At 62.4% G+C, this 18,826-nt stretch carries 23 protein-coding genes; 19 read left to right on the forward strand and 4 right to left on the reverse strand.

The features are described 5' to 3' along the window. Positions 1-176 precede the first annotated feature (176 nt). Positions 177-527, reverse strand: a complete 351-nt coding sequence (locus PYR64_RS16465) for a hypothetical protein (protein WP_275776403.1) — start codon at positions 525-527, stop codon at positions 177-179. A 107-nt stretch (positions 528-634) separates the two neighbouring features. Here PYR64_RS16465 and PYR64_RS16470 point away from each other — a divergent pair, with 107 nt between their 5' ends. Together PYR64_RS16470 and PYR64_RS16475 are read left to right on the forward strand one after the other, a co-directional pair. Further along, a complete protein-coding gene (locus tag PYR64_RS16470; protein ID WP_039243028.1) occupies positions 635-1,285 on the forward strand; it encodes a hypothetical protein in 651 nt (216 codons plus the stop codon). A gap of 72 nt (positions 1,286-1,357) precedes the next feature. Then, positions 1,358-1,780, forward strand: a complete 423-nt coding sequence (locus PYR64_RS16475) for a hypothetical protein (RefSeq protein WP_039243029.1) — start codon at positions 1,358-1,360, stop codon at positions 1,778-1,780. A 59-nt stretch (positions 1,781-1,839) separates the two neighbouring features. Here the strand turns inward: PYR64_RS16475 and PYR64_RS16480 are convergent, their stop codons facing one another. Then, positions 1,840-2,196, reverse strand: a complete 357-nt coding sequence (locus PYR64_RS16480) for a DUF3040 domain-containing protein (protein WP_018778279.1) — start codon at positions 2,194-2,196, stop codon at positions 1,840-1,842. A gap of 108 nt (positions 2,197-2,304) precedes the next feature. Between PYR64_RS16480 and PYR64_RS16485 the strand changes: the two genes are divergently transcribed. The 15 genes from PYR64_RS16485 to PYR64_RS16555 all read left to right on the forward strand — a co-directional run bounded on the left by PYR64_RS16485 (position 2,305) and on the right by PYR64_RS16555 (position 16,150). Next, the gene (locus PYR64_RS16485) at positions 2,305-2,703 is read left to right on the forward strand and encodes a nuclear transport factor 2 family protein (RefSeq protein ID WP_018778278.1); all 399 of its coding nucleotides are present in this window, start codon (positions 2,305-2,307) and stop codon (positions 2,701-2,703) included. A 445-nt stretch (positions 2,704-3,148) separates the two neighbouring features. Beyond that, positions 3,149-4,075, forward strand: a complete 927-nt coding sequence (locus PYR64_RS16490; protein WP_275776408.1) for an ABC transporter substrate-binding protein — start codon at positions 3,149-3,151, stop codon at positions 4,073-4,075. After that, a complete protein-coding gene (locus PYR64_RS16495) occupies positions 4,072-4,863 on the forward strand; it encodes an ABC transporter permease subunit (RefSeq protein ID WP_275776410.1) in 792 nt (263 codons plus the stop codon). The genes PYR64_RS16490 and PYR64_RS16495 overlap by 4 nt, the downstream gene beginning before the upstream one ends. Beyond that, positions 4,860-5,702 (forward strand): ABC transporter permease subunit, encoded by an 843-nt coding sequence (locus PYR64_RS16500; RefSeq protein ID WP_275776412.1) that lies wholly within the window; start codon positions 4,860-4,862, stop codon positions 5,700-5,702. Before PYR64_RS16495 ends, PYR64_RS16500 begins: the two co-directional genes overlap by 4 nt. Next, a complete protein-coding gene (locus PYR64_RS16505) occupies positions 5,695-6,468 on the forward strand; it encodes an ABC transporter ATP-binding protein (RefSeq protein WP_039243034.1) in 774 nt (257 codons plus the stop codon). Before PYR64_RS16500 ends, PYR64_RS16505 begins: the two co-directional genes overlap by 8 nt. 58 nt (positions 6,469-6,526) lie before the next feature. After that, positions 6,527-8,068, forward strand: a complete 1,542-nt coding sequence (locus PYR64_RS16510; protein WP_345799336.1) for an aldehyde dehydrogenase — start codon at positions 6,527-6,529, stop codon at positions 8,066-8,068. Positions 8,069-8,082: 14 nt separating this feature from the next. Continuing rightward, positions 8,083-9,045, forward strand: coding sequence for a PDR/VanB family oxidoreductase (locus PYR64_RS16515; RefSeq protein ID WP_209783749.1), 963 nt, complete (start codon positions 8,083-8,085; stop codon positions 9,043-9,045). 40 nt (positions 9,046-9,085) lie between these two features. Continuing rightward, on the forward strand, positions 9,086-10,069 hold the full coding sequence (locus PYR64_RS16520) for a VOC family protein (RefSeq protein ID WP_275776416.1): 984 nt from the start codon (positions 9,086-9,088) through the stop codon (positions 10,067-10,069). Continuing rightward, positions 10,056-10,850 (forward strand): alpha/beta hydrolase, encoded by a 795-nt coding sequence (locus tag PYR64_RS16525; RefSeq protein ID WP_189076243.1) that lies wholly within the window; start codon positions 10,056-10,058, stop codon positions 10,848-10,850. The genes PYR64_RS16520 and PYR64_RS16525 overlap by 14 nt, the downstream gene beginning before the upstream one ends. Continuing rightward, positions 10,847-11,590 (forward strand): SDR family oxidoreductase, encoded by a 744-nt coding sequence (locus PYR64_RS16530; RefSeq protein ID WP_055972697.1) that lies wholly within the window; start codon positions 10,847-10,849, stop codon positions 11,588-11,590. Before PYR64_RS16525 ends, PYR64_RS16530 begins: the two co-directional genes overlap by 4 nt. 49 nt (positions 11,591-11,639) lie before the next feature. Next, positions 11,640-12,476 carry an SDR family oxidoreductase gene (locus PYR64_RS16535; protein ID WP_189076244.1) on the forward strand — a complete coding sequence of 279 codons (837 nt, stop codon included), beginning with the start codon at positions 11,640-11,642 and terminating at the stop codon, positions 12,474-12,476. A gap of 28 nt (positions 12,477-12,504) precedes the next feature. Beyond that, a complete protein-coding gene (locus PYR64_RS16540; RefSeq protein WP_189076245.1) occupies positions 12,505-14,202 on the forward strand; it encodes a thiamine pyrophosphate-binding protein in 1,698 nt (565 codons plus the stop codon). Beyond that, the gene (locus PYR64_RS16545; RefSeq protein ID WP_229778635.1) at positions 14,203-14,832 is read left to right on the forward strand and encodes an alpha/beta hydrolase; all 630 of its coding nucleotides are present in this window, start codon (positions 14,203-14,205) and stop codon (positions 14,830-14,832) included. Then, positions 14,825-15,046 (forward strand): recombinase-like helix-turn-helix domain-containing protein, encoded by a 222-nt coding sequence (locus tag PYR64_RS16550; protein WP_018778265.1) that lies wholly within the window; start codon positions 14,825-14,827, stop codon positions 15,044-15,046. Before PYR64_RS16545 ends, PYR64_RS16550 begins: the two co-directional genes overlap by 8 nt. A 3-nt stretch (positions 15,047-15,049) precedes the next feature. Next, the gene (locus tag PYR64_RS16555) at positions 15,050-16,150 is read left to right on the forward strand and encodes a Rieske 2Fe-2S domain-containing protein (RefSeq protein WP_189076246.1); all 1,101 of its coding nucleotides are present in this window, start codon (positions 15,050-15,052) and stop codon (positions 16,148-16,150) included. Between the two features lie 97 nt (positions 16,151-16,247). Here PYR64_RS16555 and PYR64_RS16560 read toward each other — a convergent pair whose 3' ends face one another. Further along, positions 16,248-16,772, reverse strand: a complete 525-nt coding sequence (locus tag PYR64_RS16560; protein ID WP_018778263.1) for a cupin domain-containing protein — start codon at positions 16,770-16,772, stop codon at positions 16,248-16,250. Positions 16,773-16,989: 217 nt separating this feature from the next. On the opposite strand from PYR64_RS16560, the gene PYR64_RS16565 reads away from it, so the two are divergent. Together PYR64_RS16565 and PYR64_RS16570 are read left to right on the forward strand one after the other, a co-directional pair. Next, on the forward strand, positions 16,990-17,538 hold the full coding sequence (locus tag PYR64_RS16565) for a MarR family transcriptional regulator (protein ID WP_018778262.1): 549 nt from the start codon (positions 16,990-16,992) through the stop codon (positions 17,536-17,538). 7 nt (positions 17,539-17,545) lie between these two features. After that, the gene (locus PYR64_RS16570) at positions 17,546-18,355 is read left to right on the forward strand and encodes an aspartate dehydrogenase domain-containing protein (protein WP_189076247.1); all 810 of its coding nucleotides are present in this window, start codon (positions 17,546-17,548) and stop codon (positions 18,353-18,355) included. Between the two features lie 32 nt (positions 18,356-18,387). Here PYR64_RS16570 and PYR64_RS16575 read toward each other — a convergent pair whose 3' ends face one another. Further along, positions 18,388-18,816, reverse strand: a complete 429-nt coding sequence (locus PYR64_RS16575; RefSeq protein WP_275776423.1) for a helix-turn-helix transcriptional regulator — start codon at positions 18,814-18,816, stop codon at positions 18,388-18,390. Positions 18,817-18,826: the final 10 nt, after the last annotated feature.

An 18,826-nucleotide genomic window follows, 5' to 3' on the forward strand; every position in this document is an offset into this window, starting at 1 on the left:
TGCAACCGTTCCGGAACTTGCGGTAGCCCGGTTCGTTGGATCGCTGCCAAAGATGCCGCGCGCCGCATCGAATCTGCAGCCACGCATCGAAACGGAGGGCGCGGGCGCAGCAAAAAACGCTCCCCCACCATCAAGCCGCGGGGGCATCAGGTGGGAGAGCGTTGGAAGCGGAAGTACTACTGTCCAGCGGTGCAGAGCTGGCCGAACTTGGCTCCGGCTTCCTGGAAAGCGGTGGTCAGTTCACCCATCCGTTCTTCGTTCGGGTTCTCCTTGGACTGCTCGTCCAGGTATTCGAGGATGGCGGTGACCACGGGCTTCATTTCGTCGGAGGCCACGGACTCAATGGGCCGGACAGCGTTCGCTGCACGGGTGGAAAGGGTCCGGCTCGGGTTTTGCGAGATGCCGCCGGCCGCGGCGACGTTCACGCGGTCGCAGGTTTCCTTGGTGGTCAGCTGCTGCTGACCGGAACAAGCGGAAGCCGAGACAAGCAGCCCGGCAGCGATCAGGACAGTGGTGAGTTTCTTCATGATTCCCTCAGTGGTCGACGTCCCTTTGATTGTAAACAGAGCAGAGCCGAGCCCACGCATCGAACCCTGCTTAGAGACAGGATCCGGGCTGCCCTAGGCTGGGGGACATGGCGATCATACACAAAGCAAACCTGTCCCCCACCAAGCTCGAAATCATCGCTGACTATCTGCCGACGCAGCCGTGGTTCATCCAGGACGGTACCCCGGAACTCATCGGCGCCTACCGCTTCGACGATCCCGCCGGCGAGGTCGGCCTCGAAACACATGTGGTGGCTGCGGGCGAGCGGATCTACCAGGTTCCCCTCAGCTATCGCGGACACGAGTTGGGTGGCGCCGAGGAATGGCTGATCGGCACCATGGACCATTCGGTCCTCGGCAAGCGCTGGGTCTACGACGCCTGCGCCGACCCTGTTTACGTCAAGGCCCTGGCCACGGCCATCCTCACCGGCCAGGAAGAGGCGGCCCTGCTGGTAGAGGGCGAGCCCGAACCCCGCCCCAGCAGCGTAACGGTCAAGGGCAGCGGAACGCTCGACGGCGGCGTGCCCGACTTGAGTGCCTCGGCGCCGGTATCGGGGAGTGGCGTGACCATCATTAATGCAGGCGAGCTGCGGTTGAAAGTGACCCGGGTGCTGGATGTGGCAGCAGACGCTTCAGCGACCACCGCTGCGGCACCGGAACTTCACCACGAGCTGATCCTGAGTGGACAATGGGCCGGCCTGGAGAAGCCCGTGGAGCTGGCTGCGGTGATCCGGGACTAGTGTTCCCTGTTGCGTACCAAGCCCACAGCGTAGGCTGGCACACGAGGCCATCTCTCCGTTAGGGGTTGCGCAATGTACAAACCGCAGAGCATCTTGCCTGCAGTCCAGGATCTCGCCCGGGAATGGGTAACCCACGCGGCGGAGGGAAGCAGCTCACAGAGCGATGCCGTGGTGCGGTGGGCCTTGGCCCGGATCAACCATGCCGACGTCCCGTCCGTGGTTCACGGCGTCATGCTCACACTTACCGGGAACAGGAAGACCGCCAAAGAAGCCCGACGCACTGCCGCCAAGGCCGTGAAGAGGGCTACGCGCGCGTTGTCCCGTCAGACCAGGAAGCCTGCATCGCGTCTATGGGGCTGGTTGATTGCGCTTTTGGCGGGCGTCATCGGTGCCGGAGCCGTCTTGGCATGGCGGACAATGATGCCTCCCGGTGAGCCTGAACCTGCCAGGAAAACGGAGACCCCGGTTCAGCCTCCGGTACCTCCTGTCCCCTAGCAAGCCTGCGGGCGCAGGAGCCCAGCTCGGAGGGCCTGCCTTCAGGCTGCTTGCACCCGCTACGTCGCAGGACCGTGGCCGTGCCTGCCACCGCGCCGCCGGAACGACGTCCCGGCAAATAGCAGGTACGCCCCCGAACCCGCCAGCAAAAAGCCCACCACACCGAGCACCAGCAGTTGGGTGATGATCCCTGCGATCACCATCACGAAGCCGCCGAGTACGGCAAGCACGCCCAGAGCAGCGCGGGCCCTCGCTCCCCGAAGACGGCCCGACGTCAGTTCATGCGCGAGGTCTGGATCCGTCGCAGCCAGGTCCCGCTCCAGTTCCTCCAGGCTCCTGCGCTCTTCATCCGACAAGGACACCGGATTCTTCCTCACCACACGGGCAGGTTTGCCTGTCGCGGCATTGCTGCTCACCTACCGGCACGGACGCTGCTTGCCGTGCTTTGACTTCATTATCTGCCCGATCCAGCCTTCCGGCCACTGCTCCTTCACCGGCTGGCAGCCCGCGAGGATACTGGGGCTATGAGCGACAAAGACGACTTCCTCGCATGGATCAAATCCGCCCTCTATCAGGCAGAACAGGCTCTCCACAACGGTGATCCGGCTCCGCGGCGCGCGCTGTGGTCCCGCAAGGAGCCAGTGAGCGTGCTTGGTGCTTTCCGTAATGCCTACGGACAACGGGAACTCGATCAACTCTTCGAAGCGCTGGGGGCCGGCTTTTCCGACTGCACGTCCTATGAGTTCGAACTCCAGGCCTACGACGTGATCGGGGACATGGCCTACACGGCAGGTTTGGAACATACCTCCGTCACCCTGAATGGCACTGCCCGCACATACACACTGAGGGCGACCCAGGTTTACCGCCGTGAGGACGGCGTGTGGAAAGTAGCGCACAGACACGGCGACACAGTGGCGGACTGAACGGGCCTCCTCCTGATGGCAGCAGGCTCGTCGCCGGGATGGCAGGCAGGGCCTTCGCTGTCCGGATGCTGCTGCCACCGGGCGAGTGGGCGGAAAAGTCGCGGGACCAGTTCCCTTTCCGACGTTCGGCCCAGGATGAGCGCGCCCAAAACCAAGCAGGCAGCGTCACGAATTGGCACGGTACCGCACTTAACCTGCCACAACCTGTGCCACAATCCAGCCGCCAACATCTCCACCGAACAAAACCCGTGTGTTGACCTGCATCACAAAATCCGCAAGAATCGGTCAAGTCAAAAGATCTTAGTACTAAGACAATTGGTACTGAGTAAATTCACGTCAAGCCACTTTGGATCCTTCCTCGTGCTTGGCCACCCTCGACGCGACAGGAAACACACGGATGCGGAAGACTCTCCTTGCATCGCTTGCACTTGTGAGCGCTCTTGGCATGACCCTCACGGCTTGTGGACAGCCGGCCAGCCAAGGTGGCGGCACTGCAGACGGGAAGCTGGAAAAGACCAGCTTGAATGTCGGCGTGCTTCCTCTTGCGGACTACGCCGCCGTCTATTGGGCGAAAGACCACGGGTACTTCGACAAGGCCGGCCTGGATGTCACTCTGACACCAATCCAAGGCGGACCGATCGGTATCCAGCAGGCCGTCGCCGGCCAGCTGGACCTCAGCTTTTCCAATACCGTCTCTTCCGCCATCGCGGTTGAGGGCGGGGCCCCGGTCACCACGGTGGTCCTGACGAGCAGTCTAGGACCACAGTCCCTCGGCGTCTTCGTCAAGGCTGACTCGCCCGTCAAAGCAATCACCGACCTTGACGGCAAAACCATCGGCATCAACACCACCAACACCATCGGTGACGTAACTTTCCGGAATCTCGTCTCCTCCCAAGGGCTCAACGTTGCTCCCTCATGGGTGGAGGTTCCGTTCAACGAAATGATCGCCGGCGTGCAGGCGGGATCCATCGAGGCCGGCTACCTTCCGGAGCCCTTTGCTTCGGCGGCCGAAAAGGCGGGCCTGCGGCGCGTCGTCGACCTTTCCAGCGGCCCCAACGCCGGCCTTCCCATCTCCACCTTCGTGGCGAGCAACAACTTTGTTAAGGACAACCCCGACACCACGGCGGCGTTCGTTGATGCCGTCTACGCTGCGGGCAAAGACATTACCGGCAAGGAAGCCGACTTCCGGCAGTGGCTTCCAAGCATCGCCAAAGTGCCCGCGGAAGTTGCCGGCACCATGGCCCTTCCCCATTTCGAAACCGCCATGAGCGTGGAGAAAGTCCAGTCTGTGGCGGACATCCTGATCAAGCAGGACATCATCAAGAAGTTTGATGCCGGCAAGTCCACCTACACCACGCCGGGGAAGCAGTGAGGCTCCTCCGGACCCCCATCGGCCACACCAGGATCTTCGTCCTTGGTGTCCTCGGGACTCTCGGCATCCTGGCGGTGTGGGAGCTCCTGCTCCAGAGCGGGGCGATCTCCAAGCCTGGCCTTCCCGTCCCCACCCGCGTCTTCGGTGAAGCTGCGGGGCTGGCGGCCAACACCGTCTTTCTCAACCAAATGGTCACCACCATTGGTGAGTGGTTGCTTGGGCTCGGAGTCGCAGCAGTGGCCGGCGTCCTGCTCGGAGGCCTGATGGGCGCCTTCCCGAGGGTATTCGTGGCGTTTGAATATCCCGTGGAAGTCTTCCGAACCCTGCCGTCGATCGCCGTCGGACCGATCCTCGTGCTGTTGCTTGGCGCAGGCGTGGCACCCATCGCCATCACGGTAGCCCTGTCCAGCGTGTGGCCCATTCTCCTCAACACGATGTACGGCGTCCGGGGCACCGACGCCACTGCCGTGGCTACCGCCAAAACATTGGGCGTCGGAACGTTGGGACTGCTGATGCGCATAAGGCTCATGAGTGCCCTGCCCTTCGCTTTCACCGGCGTCAGGGTGGCAGCTTCCATCGGGTTGATCGTGACAGTCAGCGCCGAGTTGCTGATTGGCAGCGGACAAGGAATCGGCGGCTACATCCTTCTCGCCAGCACCAACGCCGGGAACCTGGACGCCGTGTACGCCGCCACTCTCATCGCCGGGGTTCTCGGCGTCCTGATCAACACCGCCTTCGCAGTCGTGGATCGAGCAGCCTTCAGTTGGAAGAAAGGACTGGCACAATGACCACCGCCGTTAAGTCGCGTGCACCGCGCATGCATGGCTCCGGCATCGCAGCTGACCGGATACTTCTGCGGCTTGTGGTTCCGGCCGTTCTCGTTGGCATTTGGTGGGCGCTGTCCGCTGGACCGGGCACGGGCCTGTTTATTGCCAGTCCCTGGGCGGCGCTCGTGCGCGCCGGCGATGAGTTCCTCAGCCCCGACATCTCATCGCTCTTCCTGGGCGAGGCTACCTTCCAGCACCTTATTCCGAGCCTCGCCAGGGCAATGGCAGGCCTGGCCCTGGCAACAGCCGCCGGGGTGGCGGCCGGCATTGCGTTGGGTTCCGTTCCCGTGCTGGCTTCGCTCTTCCAGCCCCTGATCCACCTTGGCCGCTCTCTTCCCAGTCCAGCACTGCTGGGAGTGTTCTTCCTTCTGTTCGGAACCGGGGATAGCCCCAAGATCTTTCTCATCGCTTTCGGCGTTGTGTGGCCCATTCTGTTCAACACGATCGACGGGGTGAACTCGATCGGCCATCAACGGCTTCAGGCAGCGGCGGTCTTCAAAATCCGCCCCTTGGATGTGCTCTTCAACGTCATCCTGCCCGGCGCCTCGCCCAAAATCTTTGCTGGTGTACGGACATCGTTGTCGCTGTCCCTCATCATCATGATCATTTCGGAACTACAGAAATCCAAGAACGGACTGGGTTACCTCCTGGTCACCACACAGCGGACCTTCGACTACACGAATTTCTGGGCCATCCTGATCGTCCTTGGTCTCCTGGGCGTGGCTCTCAATGTCTTATTCCACATCGTCGAACGCCGGGCTTTGTCCTGGCACCGAGGAGCGACACAACAACATGACTAGCGCAACCAGCACAGAGCAGGCCATTGAACTCGAACTGCAGGCGGTCACCAAATCCTACGGACAGAATCTGGCCGTCAAGAGCATCACAGCAAGCATCCCCCACGGGAAGATCAGCGTCATCGTGGGCCCCTCGGGCTGCGGTAAATCCACACTCCTGCGCATCATCAGTGGCTTGGATACCCCCACCCAGGGAACCGTGACCTTCAACGGCAAACCCGTCAAAGGTGTGCCCGACGGACTCGCTATGGTCTTTCAGGACTACTCACGTTCCCTCTTTCCCTGGATGCGCGTCGATAAGAACATCGCTTTTCCTTTGCGGAGCGTCCCGGTGGAAGAAAGACGCCAAAGAGTACAAGAGGCGATCGACGCGGTGGGACTCACTGGCAAGGAAAAGCTGTACCCGTGGCAAATGTCCGGCGGAATGCAGCAGCGTGCCGCCATCGCGAGGGCACTGGCATCGAACCCCAAGCTCTTGCTGATGGACGAGCCGTACGCGTCAGTGGACGCCCAGACCCGGTCCGATCTTGAAGACCTCCTGTTGGACATCCACGCTTCCTTGGGGGTGACGGTCCTGGTCGTCACCCACGACATCGACGAGAGCATCTATCTGGCGGACCACGTCATAGCCCTTTCAGCGCCTCCAAGCGTTGTCGCGGAGACGGTTGAGGTGGACCTTCCCCGGCCAAGGGACCAAGTGGCTACCAAGCAGGAACCCCGGTTCGTGGAGCTTCGCGCCCACGTCGCGTCCCTGCTCCGCAGCCATTGAGGCCGGCCAGGCAGTGGACCTCCCCTTTCGCACCATCAATGACGGACGGAACTCGATCATGAACCCCGACAAAACCGGAGCTGCGCCGAGCAAGACGATGCGCCCCTCCCCTGCAACACCCGATGAGATTTACGTCGGAGGCACGTGGCGGCAAGGAGCCGGAAAGCTCATCGAGTCAATCGATCCAGCCACGGGCGCGTGCTTCGCAACGTTGCACGGAGCCACGGTCGATGATGTCGATGCCGCCGTCCAGGCAGGCTTGAAAGCGGTCGAGAACAGTGGTTGGGCGCGGATGCTCCCCCACGAACGGGCCTCAGTGCTGCATCGGATCAGTGACGCCATCCTGGGCAATGCGGAAAGAATTGCTGAGCTGCAGACCCTCGACACCGGAAAGACGCTCGCTGAAACCCGAGCCCTCGCCGTCAGCGCCGCGGGCACCTTCCGCTTCACGGCGGCTGCCTTGGAAACGTTGGAGGACGCTCTGACTCCCTCCCGCGGCGACTACCTCTCTGTTTCGATGTACGAGCCCGTGGGCGTGGTGGGTGCCATCACGCCGTGGAACTCGCCGATCGCCAGCGACGCCCAGAAGGTTGCGCCAGCCCTTGCGGCAGGCAACGCCGTGATCATCAAGCCCCCGGTGTGGGCGCCTTGGGTTTCGCTCCTCTTGGCCCGAATTTGTGACGACGCCGGCCTGCCGCCCGGGCTGCTCTCCGTACTGCCGGGACCGGGACGGACGGTGGGTGACGCTCTGGCGCGCCATCCGCAGGTCGGCAAGATCTCGTTCACGGGCGGCACCTCCACCGGACGGACCCTGGGCGCGGTTGCCGCTGAAAAGATCATGCCCATCACGTTGGAGTTGGGCGGCAAGTCGCCCACGATTGTGTTCGCCGATGCCGATCTTGACCAGGCCGTGGCCGGCATCCTGTACGGAATCTTCTCTTCGACCGGCCAGAGTTGCATTGCCGGTTCGAGGGTCTTCATCCAACGTTCGATCTTTGAGGAAGTCCTGAACCGGCTTGTCGATGGGGCCAAACGGCTCCGCGTTGGTCCCGGTTCCGATCCTGCCACGCAAGTGGGCCCCATGGTGACGCACGAGCACAGGGACAGTGTGGCTGCCATGGTGGACGCTGCGTGGCGGGACGGGGCCACTGTGCTGTGTGGTGGCGGGCCTCCGGAAGATGAGGCGCTGCATGCCGGAGCCTACTTCCTGCCAACCATCCTGAGCGGGGTGTCGAATTCGGCCGCCATTTGCCAGGAGGAGATCTTTGGACCGGTGGCAGTGGTCCTGCCTTTCGACGACGAAACCGACCTCGTCCGGGAAGCAAACGACACCGTCTTTGGTCTCGCGTGCGGTGTTTGGACGAGCGATTATCGCCGCGCATGGCGCACAGCCAAAGCCATCCAGGCGGGAACGGTGTGGATCAACACCTACAAGCAGTTCAGCATTTCGACGCCGTTCAGCGGGTCCAAGGAAAGCGGGCTGGGCATCGAAAAGGGCCGCGAAGGCATCCGCTCCTATATGCGGCAAAAGAGCATCTACCTGGACCTGTCCGGAAAGCCCATCGACTGGGCGGCCCAGCAACCCGCCGTCGAACAATAATGAAAGGCACTTCAGTGAGCACCAGCCCTGCACGCCGCACTTTGCGTGTACACCAGAAAAAGTGGGAGGCCGACGGCGTCACCAGCCTCACGTTGACCGACCCGTCAGGAGCCCCTCTTCCCTCGTGGGTTCCCGGGGCACACCTGAGCCTCCGCCTTCCCAATGGACTCACCCGGGAATATTCACTGTGTTCGGATCCGTCGAGTTCAACGTCATGGACGGTGGCCGTGCTCCGCACCCCCGACTCCCGTGGTGGAAGCAAGTTTGTTCACGAGAACCTCCCAGTGGGCTCGTTGCTTGACGTGGAGGGTCCCCGGACGAACTTCTCATTGGAGGAGGCCGGAAGCTACGTACTGGTGGCAGGTGGGGTGGGCATAACGCCAATCATCGCCATGGCCCGCCAGCTGGAAAGTGATGGCGCGGACTGGTCTCTCCTTTACACTGGCCGGTCCAGGGCCACCATGGCGTTCCTGGATGAAATAGCCGGCATGCCGCAGGACCGTGTGACAGTCCATGCGGATGACGAAGCCAATGGCACCTTCGCGGATATTGCCGGTGCGGTAGGTTCCCTCGACGCAAATGCGCTCGTCTACGTGTGTGGTCCGGAACCTCTCATGAAAGCCGTTGAAGCTGCCCTCGAAGACCCCTCCCGGCTCAGGCTGGAGCGGTTCAAGGCCCCGGTCCCTGCTTCCGCGACCGCCGAGGAGAGTACCGGCTTTGATGTCGTGTGCAAGAGCACCGGCCAGCGCATCACTGTCGGCCCCGACATCTCGGTCCTGGATGCCCTCAACCAGGCCGGAGTCGACGTCCCGAGTTCCTGCACGGAAGGAATTTGCGGCACGTGCGAGGTGGGTGTCGTCGAAGGCGACGTCGACCACCGGGATTTCCTCCTGAGCCCAGCCGAACAAGCCGAAAGCAGATCCATGTTCGTCTGTGTTTCCCGTTGCCGCTCACGGGAGCTCGTCCTGGACCTCTGATCCTCAATCCGCCCACCCAACTCAATCCGGAAGGTTGTCCATGACTTTTTTCGCCGCTGAACCCGTATGCAAGCTCCGATCGCTCCGATCGGTTTCCCTCAAGGTCCCCCGGGCCGTCGCAGCCAAGGATTTTTACCATGAAGTCTGGGGCCTCTCCACCGTGGAGGAAGACAGCGACAGGTTCTGGCTGCGGGGAACAGGTTCGGACCACCACATACTTCGCCTGGAACAGGCCGAGCAGAACGGGCTCGGCTCCATCTCGTTCGCCCTCTCCACTCCACGGGACGTGGACGTCGCGGCAGTCAAACTCGCAGCCCTTGGCATTCCGCTGTTCCGGGAGCCCGGTCCCCTGGATGACGCAGCCGGCGGCTACGGGCTGCAATTGGTGGACCCCGAAGGGCGGCTGCTGGAACTGTCCGCGAACGTCCACGCAGTGGTCTCACAGGAACCCGGCGGCAGGCGCGCCCTGCCGCGGAAAATTGCCTACGTTGTCCTGAACACGGTGGACATTGATCGTGCCACCGATTTCTATACGCAAGTGCTTGGCATGCGGATCTCCGACTGGTCGGAGCACCAAATGGCTTTCCTCCGGTGCAATGCCGAGCATCATGTCATCGCCTTCAACCAAGCGCCGTGGTCCTCCGTCAACCACGTTGCCTACGAGATGCAAAGCATCGACCACTTCATGCGCGGGATAGGAAGCCTGAAATCGCACGGTATCGCCCCGCAGTGGGGGCCTGGCCGGCACGGCCCCGGCGACAATACCTTCTCCTACTTCACCGATCCAAACAACCTGGTTTGTGAATACACCTCGGAAGTTGCCCAAGTGGATGAAGACAGTTGGCTCTGCCGCACATGGAGACGAACCCCTGAGCTGTCCGACCAATGGGGAACCGCGGGACCGCCCACGGCAACCGTCCGCAGTGCAATGGCGGGCATTGCCGATCCCGGGTACCGCGACTTGGTACAGCCTGAATCCGGTGACTATTTCCTGAGCATGGAGGCTGTCCATGCCACCCACTGACAAGGCCATGCGTTGGATGTCGTCCGAAGGCATATCCATTGAAATGCGCGGTTCCGGGGTCCCGGTCCTGATGATGCACGGGATCGGCGGCAACGCCAACTCATGCGCCCTCCTGGCGGAACGATTGAGCAACAACGGTTACCGCACCATCTCCTGGGACGCGCCAGGCTACGGTCAATCCACGGACGCGTCCGTCCACGACGACCATGTGGACGTGGCGGCTGCATTGATTACGGAGCTGGGCAGCGGTCCCGTCCACGTCTTTGGCACGTCATGGGGTGGCGTCATCGGCACGCAGATGGCAGCACGGTATCCGGAGCTGGTGCGCTCTTTGGTCCTTGCCAGCAGCACCCGAGGGTCCTGCCTGACGAAGGAATCGGCGGACAGAATGCTCAAACGGATCAATGAACTCCGCGACGTCGGACCTGAAGTTTTTGCCGCCAGGCGCTTCCGCAGATTGGTCTCCCCCGTGACGCCGACGACGGTGGCCGACACCGTGCGCCGCGAGATGGCGGCGGTCCGCCTGCCGGGATACTCGGCAGCGGCGCGGATGATGGCCCGGACCAACAACACAGTTGTCCTGACTGCGCTCAAAGTCCCTTCCTTCGTCGTCGTCGGCCGGGACGACTTCGTCACGGGCGTCGAGGAGTCCCGTTTGGTGTCAAAGCTCATCCCTGGAGCCGGGTTCGAAATCCTTGAGGATGCAGGGCACGCCGCACTGCAGGAGCAGCCCGGGCTGATGGCCGACGCCGTGCTCCGTTTCTGGGCGGGCCAGGCATGAGCCGGCTCGTTGTGGTCAGCGGATCCGGCCGGGGGCTGGGATTCAGCATCGCCGAACGGCTCGCCGTTGGAGGGGACCACGTTGTGCTCGCCGAGAAAAGCCCGCAATTGGCAGAATCGGCCCAGGACACCCTGCGATCGCGGGGCCTCTCGGCAACAGCGATCATCACGGACATCTCCGATGCCTCCTCCGTCTCAGCGCTGGCCACGGCTGTGGAAAGACTGGGGGGCGCTCACGCCCTGGTCAACAATGCGGCGCTTGCCGACGGGGTGGGAGGGGACGCGTTTTGGGAACTCGATGACGACTTCTTCCAACGGGTCATGACCGTCAATGCCTTTGGCACGTGGTTGATGAGCAAGCATTTCTATCCGCAGTTAGCGGTGAAATCCGGCAGTTCCATCGTGAACATTGCCTCGGACGCTGCGCTGTATGGCTCACCCCGGCTTGTGCACTATGTGGGGTCGAAGGGAGCGGTGCTGTCCATGACCCGGACGATGGCCCGCGACGCCGGCCCGGCCGGCGTCAGGATCAATGCCGTGGCTCCCGGGCTGACCCGGGTGGAAGCAACCGAACGGGTCCCGGCTGACCGCTTCCAGCTCTACCAGGACCGCCGGGTCCTGGCCCGGGAGCAGACTCCTGACGATGTGGCCGGCGTGGTGCAGTTCCTGATCTCGGATTCAGCAGCTTTCATTACCGGCCAAAACATCGTTGTTGATGGCGGATTCGTCATGGGTCAGTAGCCAGCGCAGTGAGGACCCCCTTGAACATCAAAAAGAAGGAGAACCGTACGTGGACCTGCAGTTGAAAGATCGGACAGTGGTGGTGACGGGAGCCAGCTCAGGCGTTGGCCTCGCCACCGCACGGCTTCTCCTGGGCGAAGGAGCCCGGGTAGCAGCATGCGCACGGGACGTGGACCGGCTTGAGGAAGCGTTCAGCGAATTCTCTTGGGCCGACCCGGATTCCATCCTTTTGGAATCCTGCGATGTCACGGACCGGAACGCTGCCGATGCCTTCATCACCACCACACTGAAGCGCTTCGGTGGCATCGACGGACTGGTCTGCAACGCAGGACGATCGCTGATGGCAACACTGGAAGACACCACAGACGAGCAATTCCGGGAAGAGTTCGACCTCAAGATTTTCGGGGCGTGGAACATGATCCGCTCCGCGCGCGCGTCGCTTGCCCGCTCGGCGTCCGCCGTCGAGGTAAGCCAACCGCCGTCGTCGACGACCCGCCGGCCGGGCGCGGCGATAGTCAACGTCAACGCCATCCTGGCCCGGCAACCGGAACTTCGCCTTGCGGCGACGTCTGCAGCCCGTGCCGGGCTGCTCAACCTGACGCACTCGATCGCCGAGGACCTGGCATCGGACGGCATCCGCGTGAACTCAGTCATGCTCGGGCTCATCGATACAGGCCAGTGGCGACGGCGCTTCGAAATCGCGATGTCCGACCTCGGATACGCCGACTGGAGTGCCGAAATAGCCAAGGACAGGGGCATCGGACTCGGCCGGTTCGGCACAGCGGAGGAAGTGGCTTTCCACATCGTCACGCTGCTTTCGCCACTGAGCGGCTATACCACCGGAACCACGGTGGAAGTCGGCGGCGGCGTGAACCGGTACGTCTGACAACCACTCAAGCTACGAAAGGGACTCGATGTCACAGAAACAATCAACCAACGGACCCAACGGCGGGGACGTCCTCGTCAGGGTGATGCGCCGTCACGGGATCGACACCGCCTTCGGCGTCATCAGCATCCACAACCTCCCCCTGGTGGAAGCCGTGGACCGTGAACTTACCTTCATCCCCATGCGCCACGAAGCCGCCGCGGTGAATGCAGCCGATGCTTACGCCAGGGCAAGCGGCAAGTTCGGTGTTGCCCTGACCAGCACCGGTACCGGAGCCGGCAATGCGGCCGGCTCCATGGTGGAGGCGTTGACGGCGGGAAGCCGCGTCCTGCACATTACCGGCCAGATCGACAGTGAATTTCTCGGCGGGAACCGCGGGGTTATCCACGAGGTTCCACGCCAACTGCAAATGCTGGACGCCGTCTCCGGATACGCGCGCACCATCTTCAACTGCAAGGACGCTGAAGCCGATCTGGAGGAGGCCATTGCCCACCTGCAGTCGCTGCCGCATTCCCCCTCCAGCATCGAATGGCCCACTGACCTGCAATACCTGGCGCGCCCCGATGAGCAGCGGGCCATCGAGGCCGCTGAGCGGCTTCCCCCCGAGGTGGATGCCGATGCCCTCAACGAGGCAGTCGAATTGTTGGCCGCATCCAAGCGCCCGGTGATCTGGGCAGGTGGCGGGGCTGCCGGAGCAGGCGAAGCGCTGGCCTCCCTCATGGAGCGTCTGGGAGCCGGACTGCTGAGCAGCAACTCCGGGCGGGGCGTTGTTCCCGAAGACCACAATCTGGTCATCGGGAATTTTGCCACTACGCCGGAGGCATCAAGGTTGCTGGCGGAGGCGGATCTGCTGCTCAGCATCGGCACGCACTTCCGATCCAACGAAACCAAGCACTACCACCTGGCGTTGCCCGCGCCCCATATCCAAATAGACATCGACGCCGACGCCATCGGCCGCGTCTATCCCGCCGATGTTGGGCTGCTTGGTGACGCGCGGAGCATCCTGGCCGCCATCAACGGGCAGCTGGGCGCCCGGCGGGGCCCGCTTCAGTCCGACGCCGATCCGGCCGCAGGGTCCTGGCCGAAAAGGGTCCGCCAGGTCCGCTACTCCGTCCGGGAACAGCTCTCCCGTTACATCGGTGGATACGCCGAGGTCTGCGAAAGCATCCGTCAAAGGTTCCACCGCGAATCGGTCATCGCCAGGGACGTGACGATTCCTTCCAGCCAGTGGGGCAATCGGCTGCTTCCGATCTACGCAAGGGAAACCAACGTCTTTCCCGTTGGTGGTGGCATCGGCCAAGGCCTGGCCATGGGCATCGGCGCAGCTTGCGCGCGGCCGGAGGTCCCCACTGCAGTAATGGTGGGCGACGGCGGCCTGGCCGTCCACCTTGGAGAGCTCGCTTCCTTGGCCGGTTCAGGCGCATGGTGTGTGGTGCTGGTGTTCAACGACGGCGGTTACGGTGTGCTCCGAAACCTCCAGGAGGCCAATGGATTTGCGCGGGCGGGAGTGGATCTCAGAACTCCCGACTTCGAGCTGTTGTCGCGTTCGCTCAGCCTGCCGTTTTGGCGCGTAGAGTCACCGGGGACCTTCGACCAAGCCTTGGTTGAGGCATTGGACGTCCGCGGACCGGCCGTCATCGAAGTTGACGTCACAGCGCTGGTCCCCCAGCCGGGACCTTTTGTTCCTCCCGTCCACATCCCGCAGCCCGGGCACGAGGAGGCCTGAATGGAAACTTTGAATTTCAGCGACCCTGGCCTCGGCCGTGTCATGGACACAGATTCCCCGGATGGGCTGTCCATGCCCAAGTACCCCGTTGTCTGCCTGGGTGGTTCCGGCACTACGGACTCTTGGTTCTCTTTCCAGCGTGATGACTTAGGCGCTCGGGTGTGGGCCGAGGAGCAGGCTTCCGCTGCTGCTGGGAGCGCCCAGGGCTGGGCAGAGTCTGCTGCTGTTGCCTTGAAGAAAGCGTGGAAGGGTCCGGTACACATCGTGGCAACCGGCCCGGATGTCCTGGGCGCCGTCATTCTGGGATCAACCCATCCCGGGCTGGTGATGAGCCTCATCCTGGGTGACCCGGAGGTTGACCCCCAGGATCTCAAGCTGGCCGGAGTGATGTCCGAGGTACAAGCTCCCACGCTGGTGATTGCAGCAGCACCAACGCTCGATACGGACATCTCAAAAGCCCAGAGCGTGGCCGGAGGCATCCGGAACGGGGTCTTCGTCATCATCGACCATTGCGGGATCCCCGCTCACCGGAACCGTCCCGGTTCCTTCAATGAGTGGGCCACATCGTTCATCAAGATCGCAGAAGGCCTGCACGCCTTCGCCCGACCCGAAAAGGATGGAAATGCCTGAACTGTATCTGGATCCAGCCCAGTCGCGCCTGGGGAAACCCCTTGGTCCCTACGAGAAGAAGCTGTCAGGAGCGTTGGCAGAGATCTTTGGCGGGGGGACGCATGACTTGGAAGGAGTCATTGCGGGACTCAACACCCTCGGCTTGCACGCACCGAACGGCGAGCCCTGGAACGAAGAAAGCTTCCGTGCCGAAATGCGACGACTAGGAGAATAGCCCATGACCATCACAACAGCTCCGGCCTCCGGACAAGCAGGCGCCCCGGTATCACGACCAGTCGGAAAGAAGAAGTACGCAGTGGGCGTACGCCATCACATGGACGCCGCCGAATTGGCCGCCAGTGGCCTTCGCGACCGCTGGTACCCCATCATCCCCTCGCGGTTCGTCGGTGCGGGAGCCATGGTCAAGGTCAAAAGGCTGAACATCGACTGGCTGCTGTTCCGTGACGCCCGGGGACAGGTCCGCATGCTCGAGGACCGGTGCCCTCACCGTAGTGCACCGTTGTCTGTTGGCCAGCACCTGGGAGACAGGATTGCGTGCAAGTACCACGGCGTCCAAGTGGATGGGACCGGAAAAGTGGTCTCCGTTCCAGGGATGCCCGGCTGTGCCTTGGAAGGCAAGACTGCCACGGTGTCGCTTTCCGTTGTAGAAGCAGCAGACACGATCTTTGCGTTCATGCCGCTCACGGAGGATTCCGAGGTACCGGAATTCAAGGTCCCGGACCGGCTGGCTGATCCCGCCGTCGCCTGGTTTTCCAACTATGCCGAGTGGAGGGGTCCTTGGCGCTTCTACATGGACAACGTCCTGGACCCCATGCATGGCGCCTTCCTGCACCGTGAATCACATTCAATGTCCGGCGGCGATACCAGTGCGCGGTTCCGGATCCGTGAGACGGAACGGGGATTCTTCTTCGAGAAAACAGATCAGCGCGGCGTCAATTTCGACTGGGTTGAGTTCTGCCGCGAGGGCATGGACTACGTTGACCTGGAAATTCCGTACGCCCGATCGGCGGGACCAGGCGGCGTTTTCGGAATCGTGGGAATGTCGACGCCGATCGACCAGGAGACGTCCGCCGTCTTCCACTGGCGTACCCGGCGTGTATCCGGCTGGGAACGGGATGTGTGGAGGTTCATGTACAAGGCAACCCTGGAGGAAAAACACTGGGTGGTCCTGGAACAGGACCGCGAGGTTCTTGAGGCCCTGGCAGCTGACGCAGACAGGGAAGAAAATCTATACCAGCACGATCTCGGCGTAGCGAGGATCCGCAGAATCCATCAGGCCGATGCACGCGAGCAAGCCGCCAAACTGGAAGCCCTGTAGCTTCAGGACCCGGTTGTCGCTTGAGGTATCGCGGTCACACACAAGTACGCCCGGAGCCTGCCAGTAGGCTCCGGGCGTACTTGGTTGCCGACTCGTACTACCGGGTTACCCCGTGCATTTCGGAGGACGGCGGGTAGAAAGGAATCTCCGGCTTCCTGGAGCCGATAATGACGCAGATCAATGCGTCTTCGTCGCTGACCGTCCGAAGGCTCCTGGGTACACCGGCAGGTACACGGATCAAATCGCGGTAACCCAGAACCCGGCTCGCCTTCTTGGTCCCGTCTTCGACATCGTGAACGCTGAATTCAACCTGTCCCTCAAGAACGAAGAACACTTCTTCCACGTCGGGATGAGTATGTTCCGGACCTACGCATCCCGCCGGGAGAACCATGTTGGAGAAGGTGAAATGCTCCGCTTGGAGGACATTGGTATCACCGGAATGGTCCCCCGTGGCGCCTGAACCGATGTAACGGACCTGACCACGACGGAACTTGGCGCCGGCCTTCGTTTGGAACTTCAGGGTGTCGAAATCGACCTGCCGCGTGTCCCTTGAAGCGATGGACGAATCAATCATCGCTTCAAGTTCGGGCGTGGTCTCCGTTGCTGCAACAGCTTCACTCATGATGGACCTCTCTCGTTGCTACTGCCTTGTTGCGGACGTCTTCGATGACGCCGCCTTCAACTATCTCCTTGGATCTAGTTATCTCAACTCTAAGATAACCAGATCTGAGTGACAAGCAGGACAAACCCAATGGACTCACGCACCAATCTTCCTCGTACTGAGAAAGTCAGTGCTAAGTTATTTATGAAAAGGGCAACCACGATGAGAATGGACCACCATGGGTAAGCAACCGGACACCAGCGACACAGTGGACAGCATCCTCGAGGATTGGGCCCGGGAGAAGCCCGGACTGGACGCCGGTACCATCGGCGTCTTCGGGCGCTTGGCCCAGATCATCATCAAACAGCGCGTCATTGAAAACTCAGTTTTCGAAAAATACGGACTCACGCTGGCCTCCTTTGACGTGCTGGCAAACCTGCGCCGCTCCGGTGAACCACACCGGAAGACAGCCGGCGAGCTGGCAAGTTCGTCAATGCTTACCACTGGCGGGATCACGTTCAGGCTGGACCGCATGGAGGAACAAAACCTCATCGAGCGGGTGCGCACGCGTACCGACCGACGCGTCGTCTACGCGCAATTGACCCCGCACGGCAAAGACGTCATCGACTCCATTTTCGAGGAGCACCTCGCCACACAGCGCCAGATGCTGGCCGGGCTGAACGCCAAGGAAATCACCCAGCTCAGCGGGCTCCTCAGGAAGGTGTCCGCTTCCATCGACCAATTCGAGGACGGACAGTCAGTACCCACCGCTGACGCCGGAAAGTGAAACAGGAATGACGTCCCACCGCATAGGAATCATCGGCTACGGAGCCATCGGCGCGCGCGTCGCCGAGGACATCTCCCTGGGCAAGGTGGTGGGCGCAGAACTAGCCGGCATCATCAGCCGCACCGACAACGGAACCGGGCGTCCCGCCGTCGAACGCCCCTTCCCTTCGCTGACCTTGGAAGCGGCCCTGGAGTGCTGCGAGCTGATCGTGGAATGCGCGGGGCAGTCCGCCGTGACTGAATACGCTGAAAAGATCCTGGGCGCGGGCGTGGATTTCCTGATCACCTCCATCGGCGCCCTTGCCGACCAGGGGCTGGCAGCACGCTTGAACGCGTGCGGTCCCGGGAGGTTGTTCATGACGTCGGGCGCTGTGGGCGGGCTCGACCTCCTTGAAGCCGGCGCAAGGGAAGCCGCCTACGATTCCGTGGTGGTCTCCACCACTAAACTTCCTGAAACGCTGGTCCAACCTTGGATGGAACAGGAGCAAGCCGATGGGATCCGAGCGACCACAGAACCGCTGGAGGTCTTCCTCGGCTCAGCCCAGGAAGCGGCACGGCTGTTTCCGCGCTCACTCAACGTCGCAGCGGCCGTGGCTGAGGCCGTCGGGGATTGGGACGGCGTGCAGGTGCGGCTGACGGCCGACCCGAAGGCCTCACTGACCAGCCACGTCATTGAAGCCTCGGGCCCCTCCGGCGAATACCGCTTCGAGATCCGCAACAACCCCAGTCCGCAGAACCCGAGGACCAGCGGGATAGTCCCCTTTGCCGTCCTCCGGTCCTTGGAAGCGGCGATCGGCGAACGCGGAGGGCTGGTCTAGCTAAGCCTGCTCCAGCTGCATTGATCCGGGGATCAGCGGTCCTCCGCCGGCCGCGGCCGCCACACGACAACTGCCTGGGAACGACCACGTGGCCTCTGCCCGCGGGCAAGGCTGACGACGTCGCCGGCAGCTCCCGCCGCGAAGATGCGCGCATCCATCCGCGTGCGGCGCCGTGACAGTTCCTCGGTCAGTTCAGCCACCCGGTACTGCAGCGCGGCCACCTGGTTCTCAAGGTCAAGGATGCGCTTGATGCCCTCGAGGGAGACGCCGGACTGCGAAAGGCGCTGGACCTCCCGCAGTTTATTGACGTCGTTCTGGGAGTAGCGGCGGGACTTGCCGGGGGCGCGGCTGGGCGAGACGATGCCCAGACGGTCGTACTGGCGCAACGTCTGCGGATGCATGTCAGCGAGCTCCGCAGCGACGGAGATGACAAAGATCGGCTGGTTGACGTCGATTGCCATGACCTGCCTC

Origin of the sequence: Paenarthrobacter sp. Y-19, assembly GCF_029223985.1 — a bacterium.
Lineage (GTDB): Bacteria > Actinomycetota > Actinomycetes > Actinomycetales > Micrococcaceae > Arthrobacter > Arthrobacter nicotinovorans.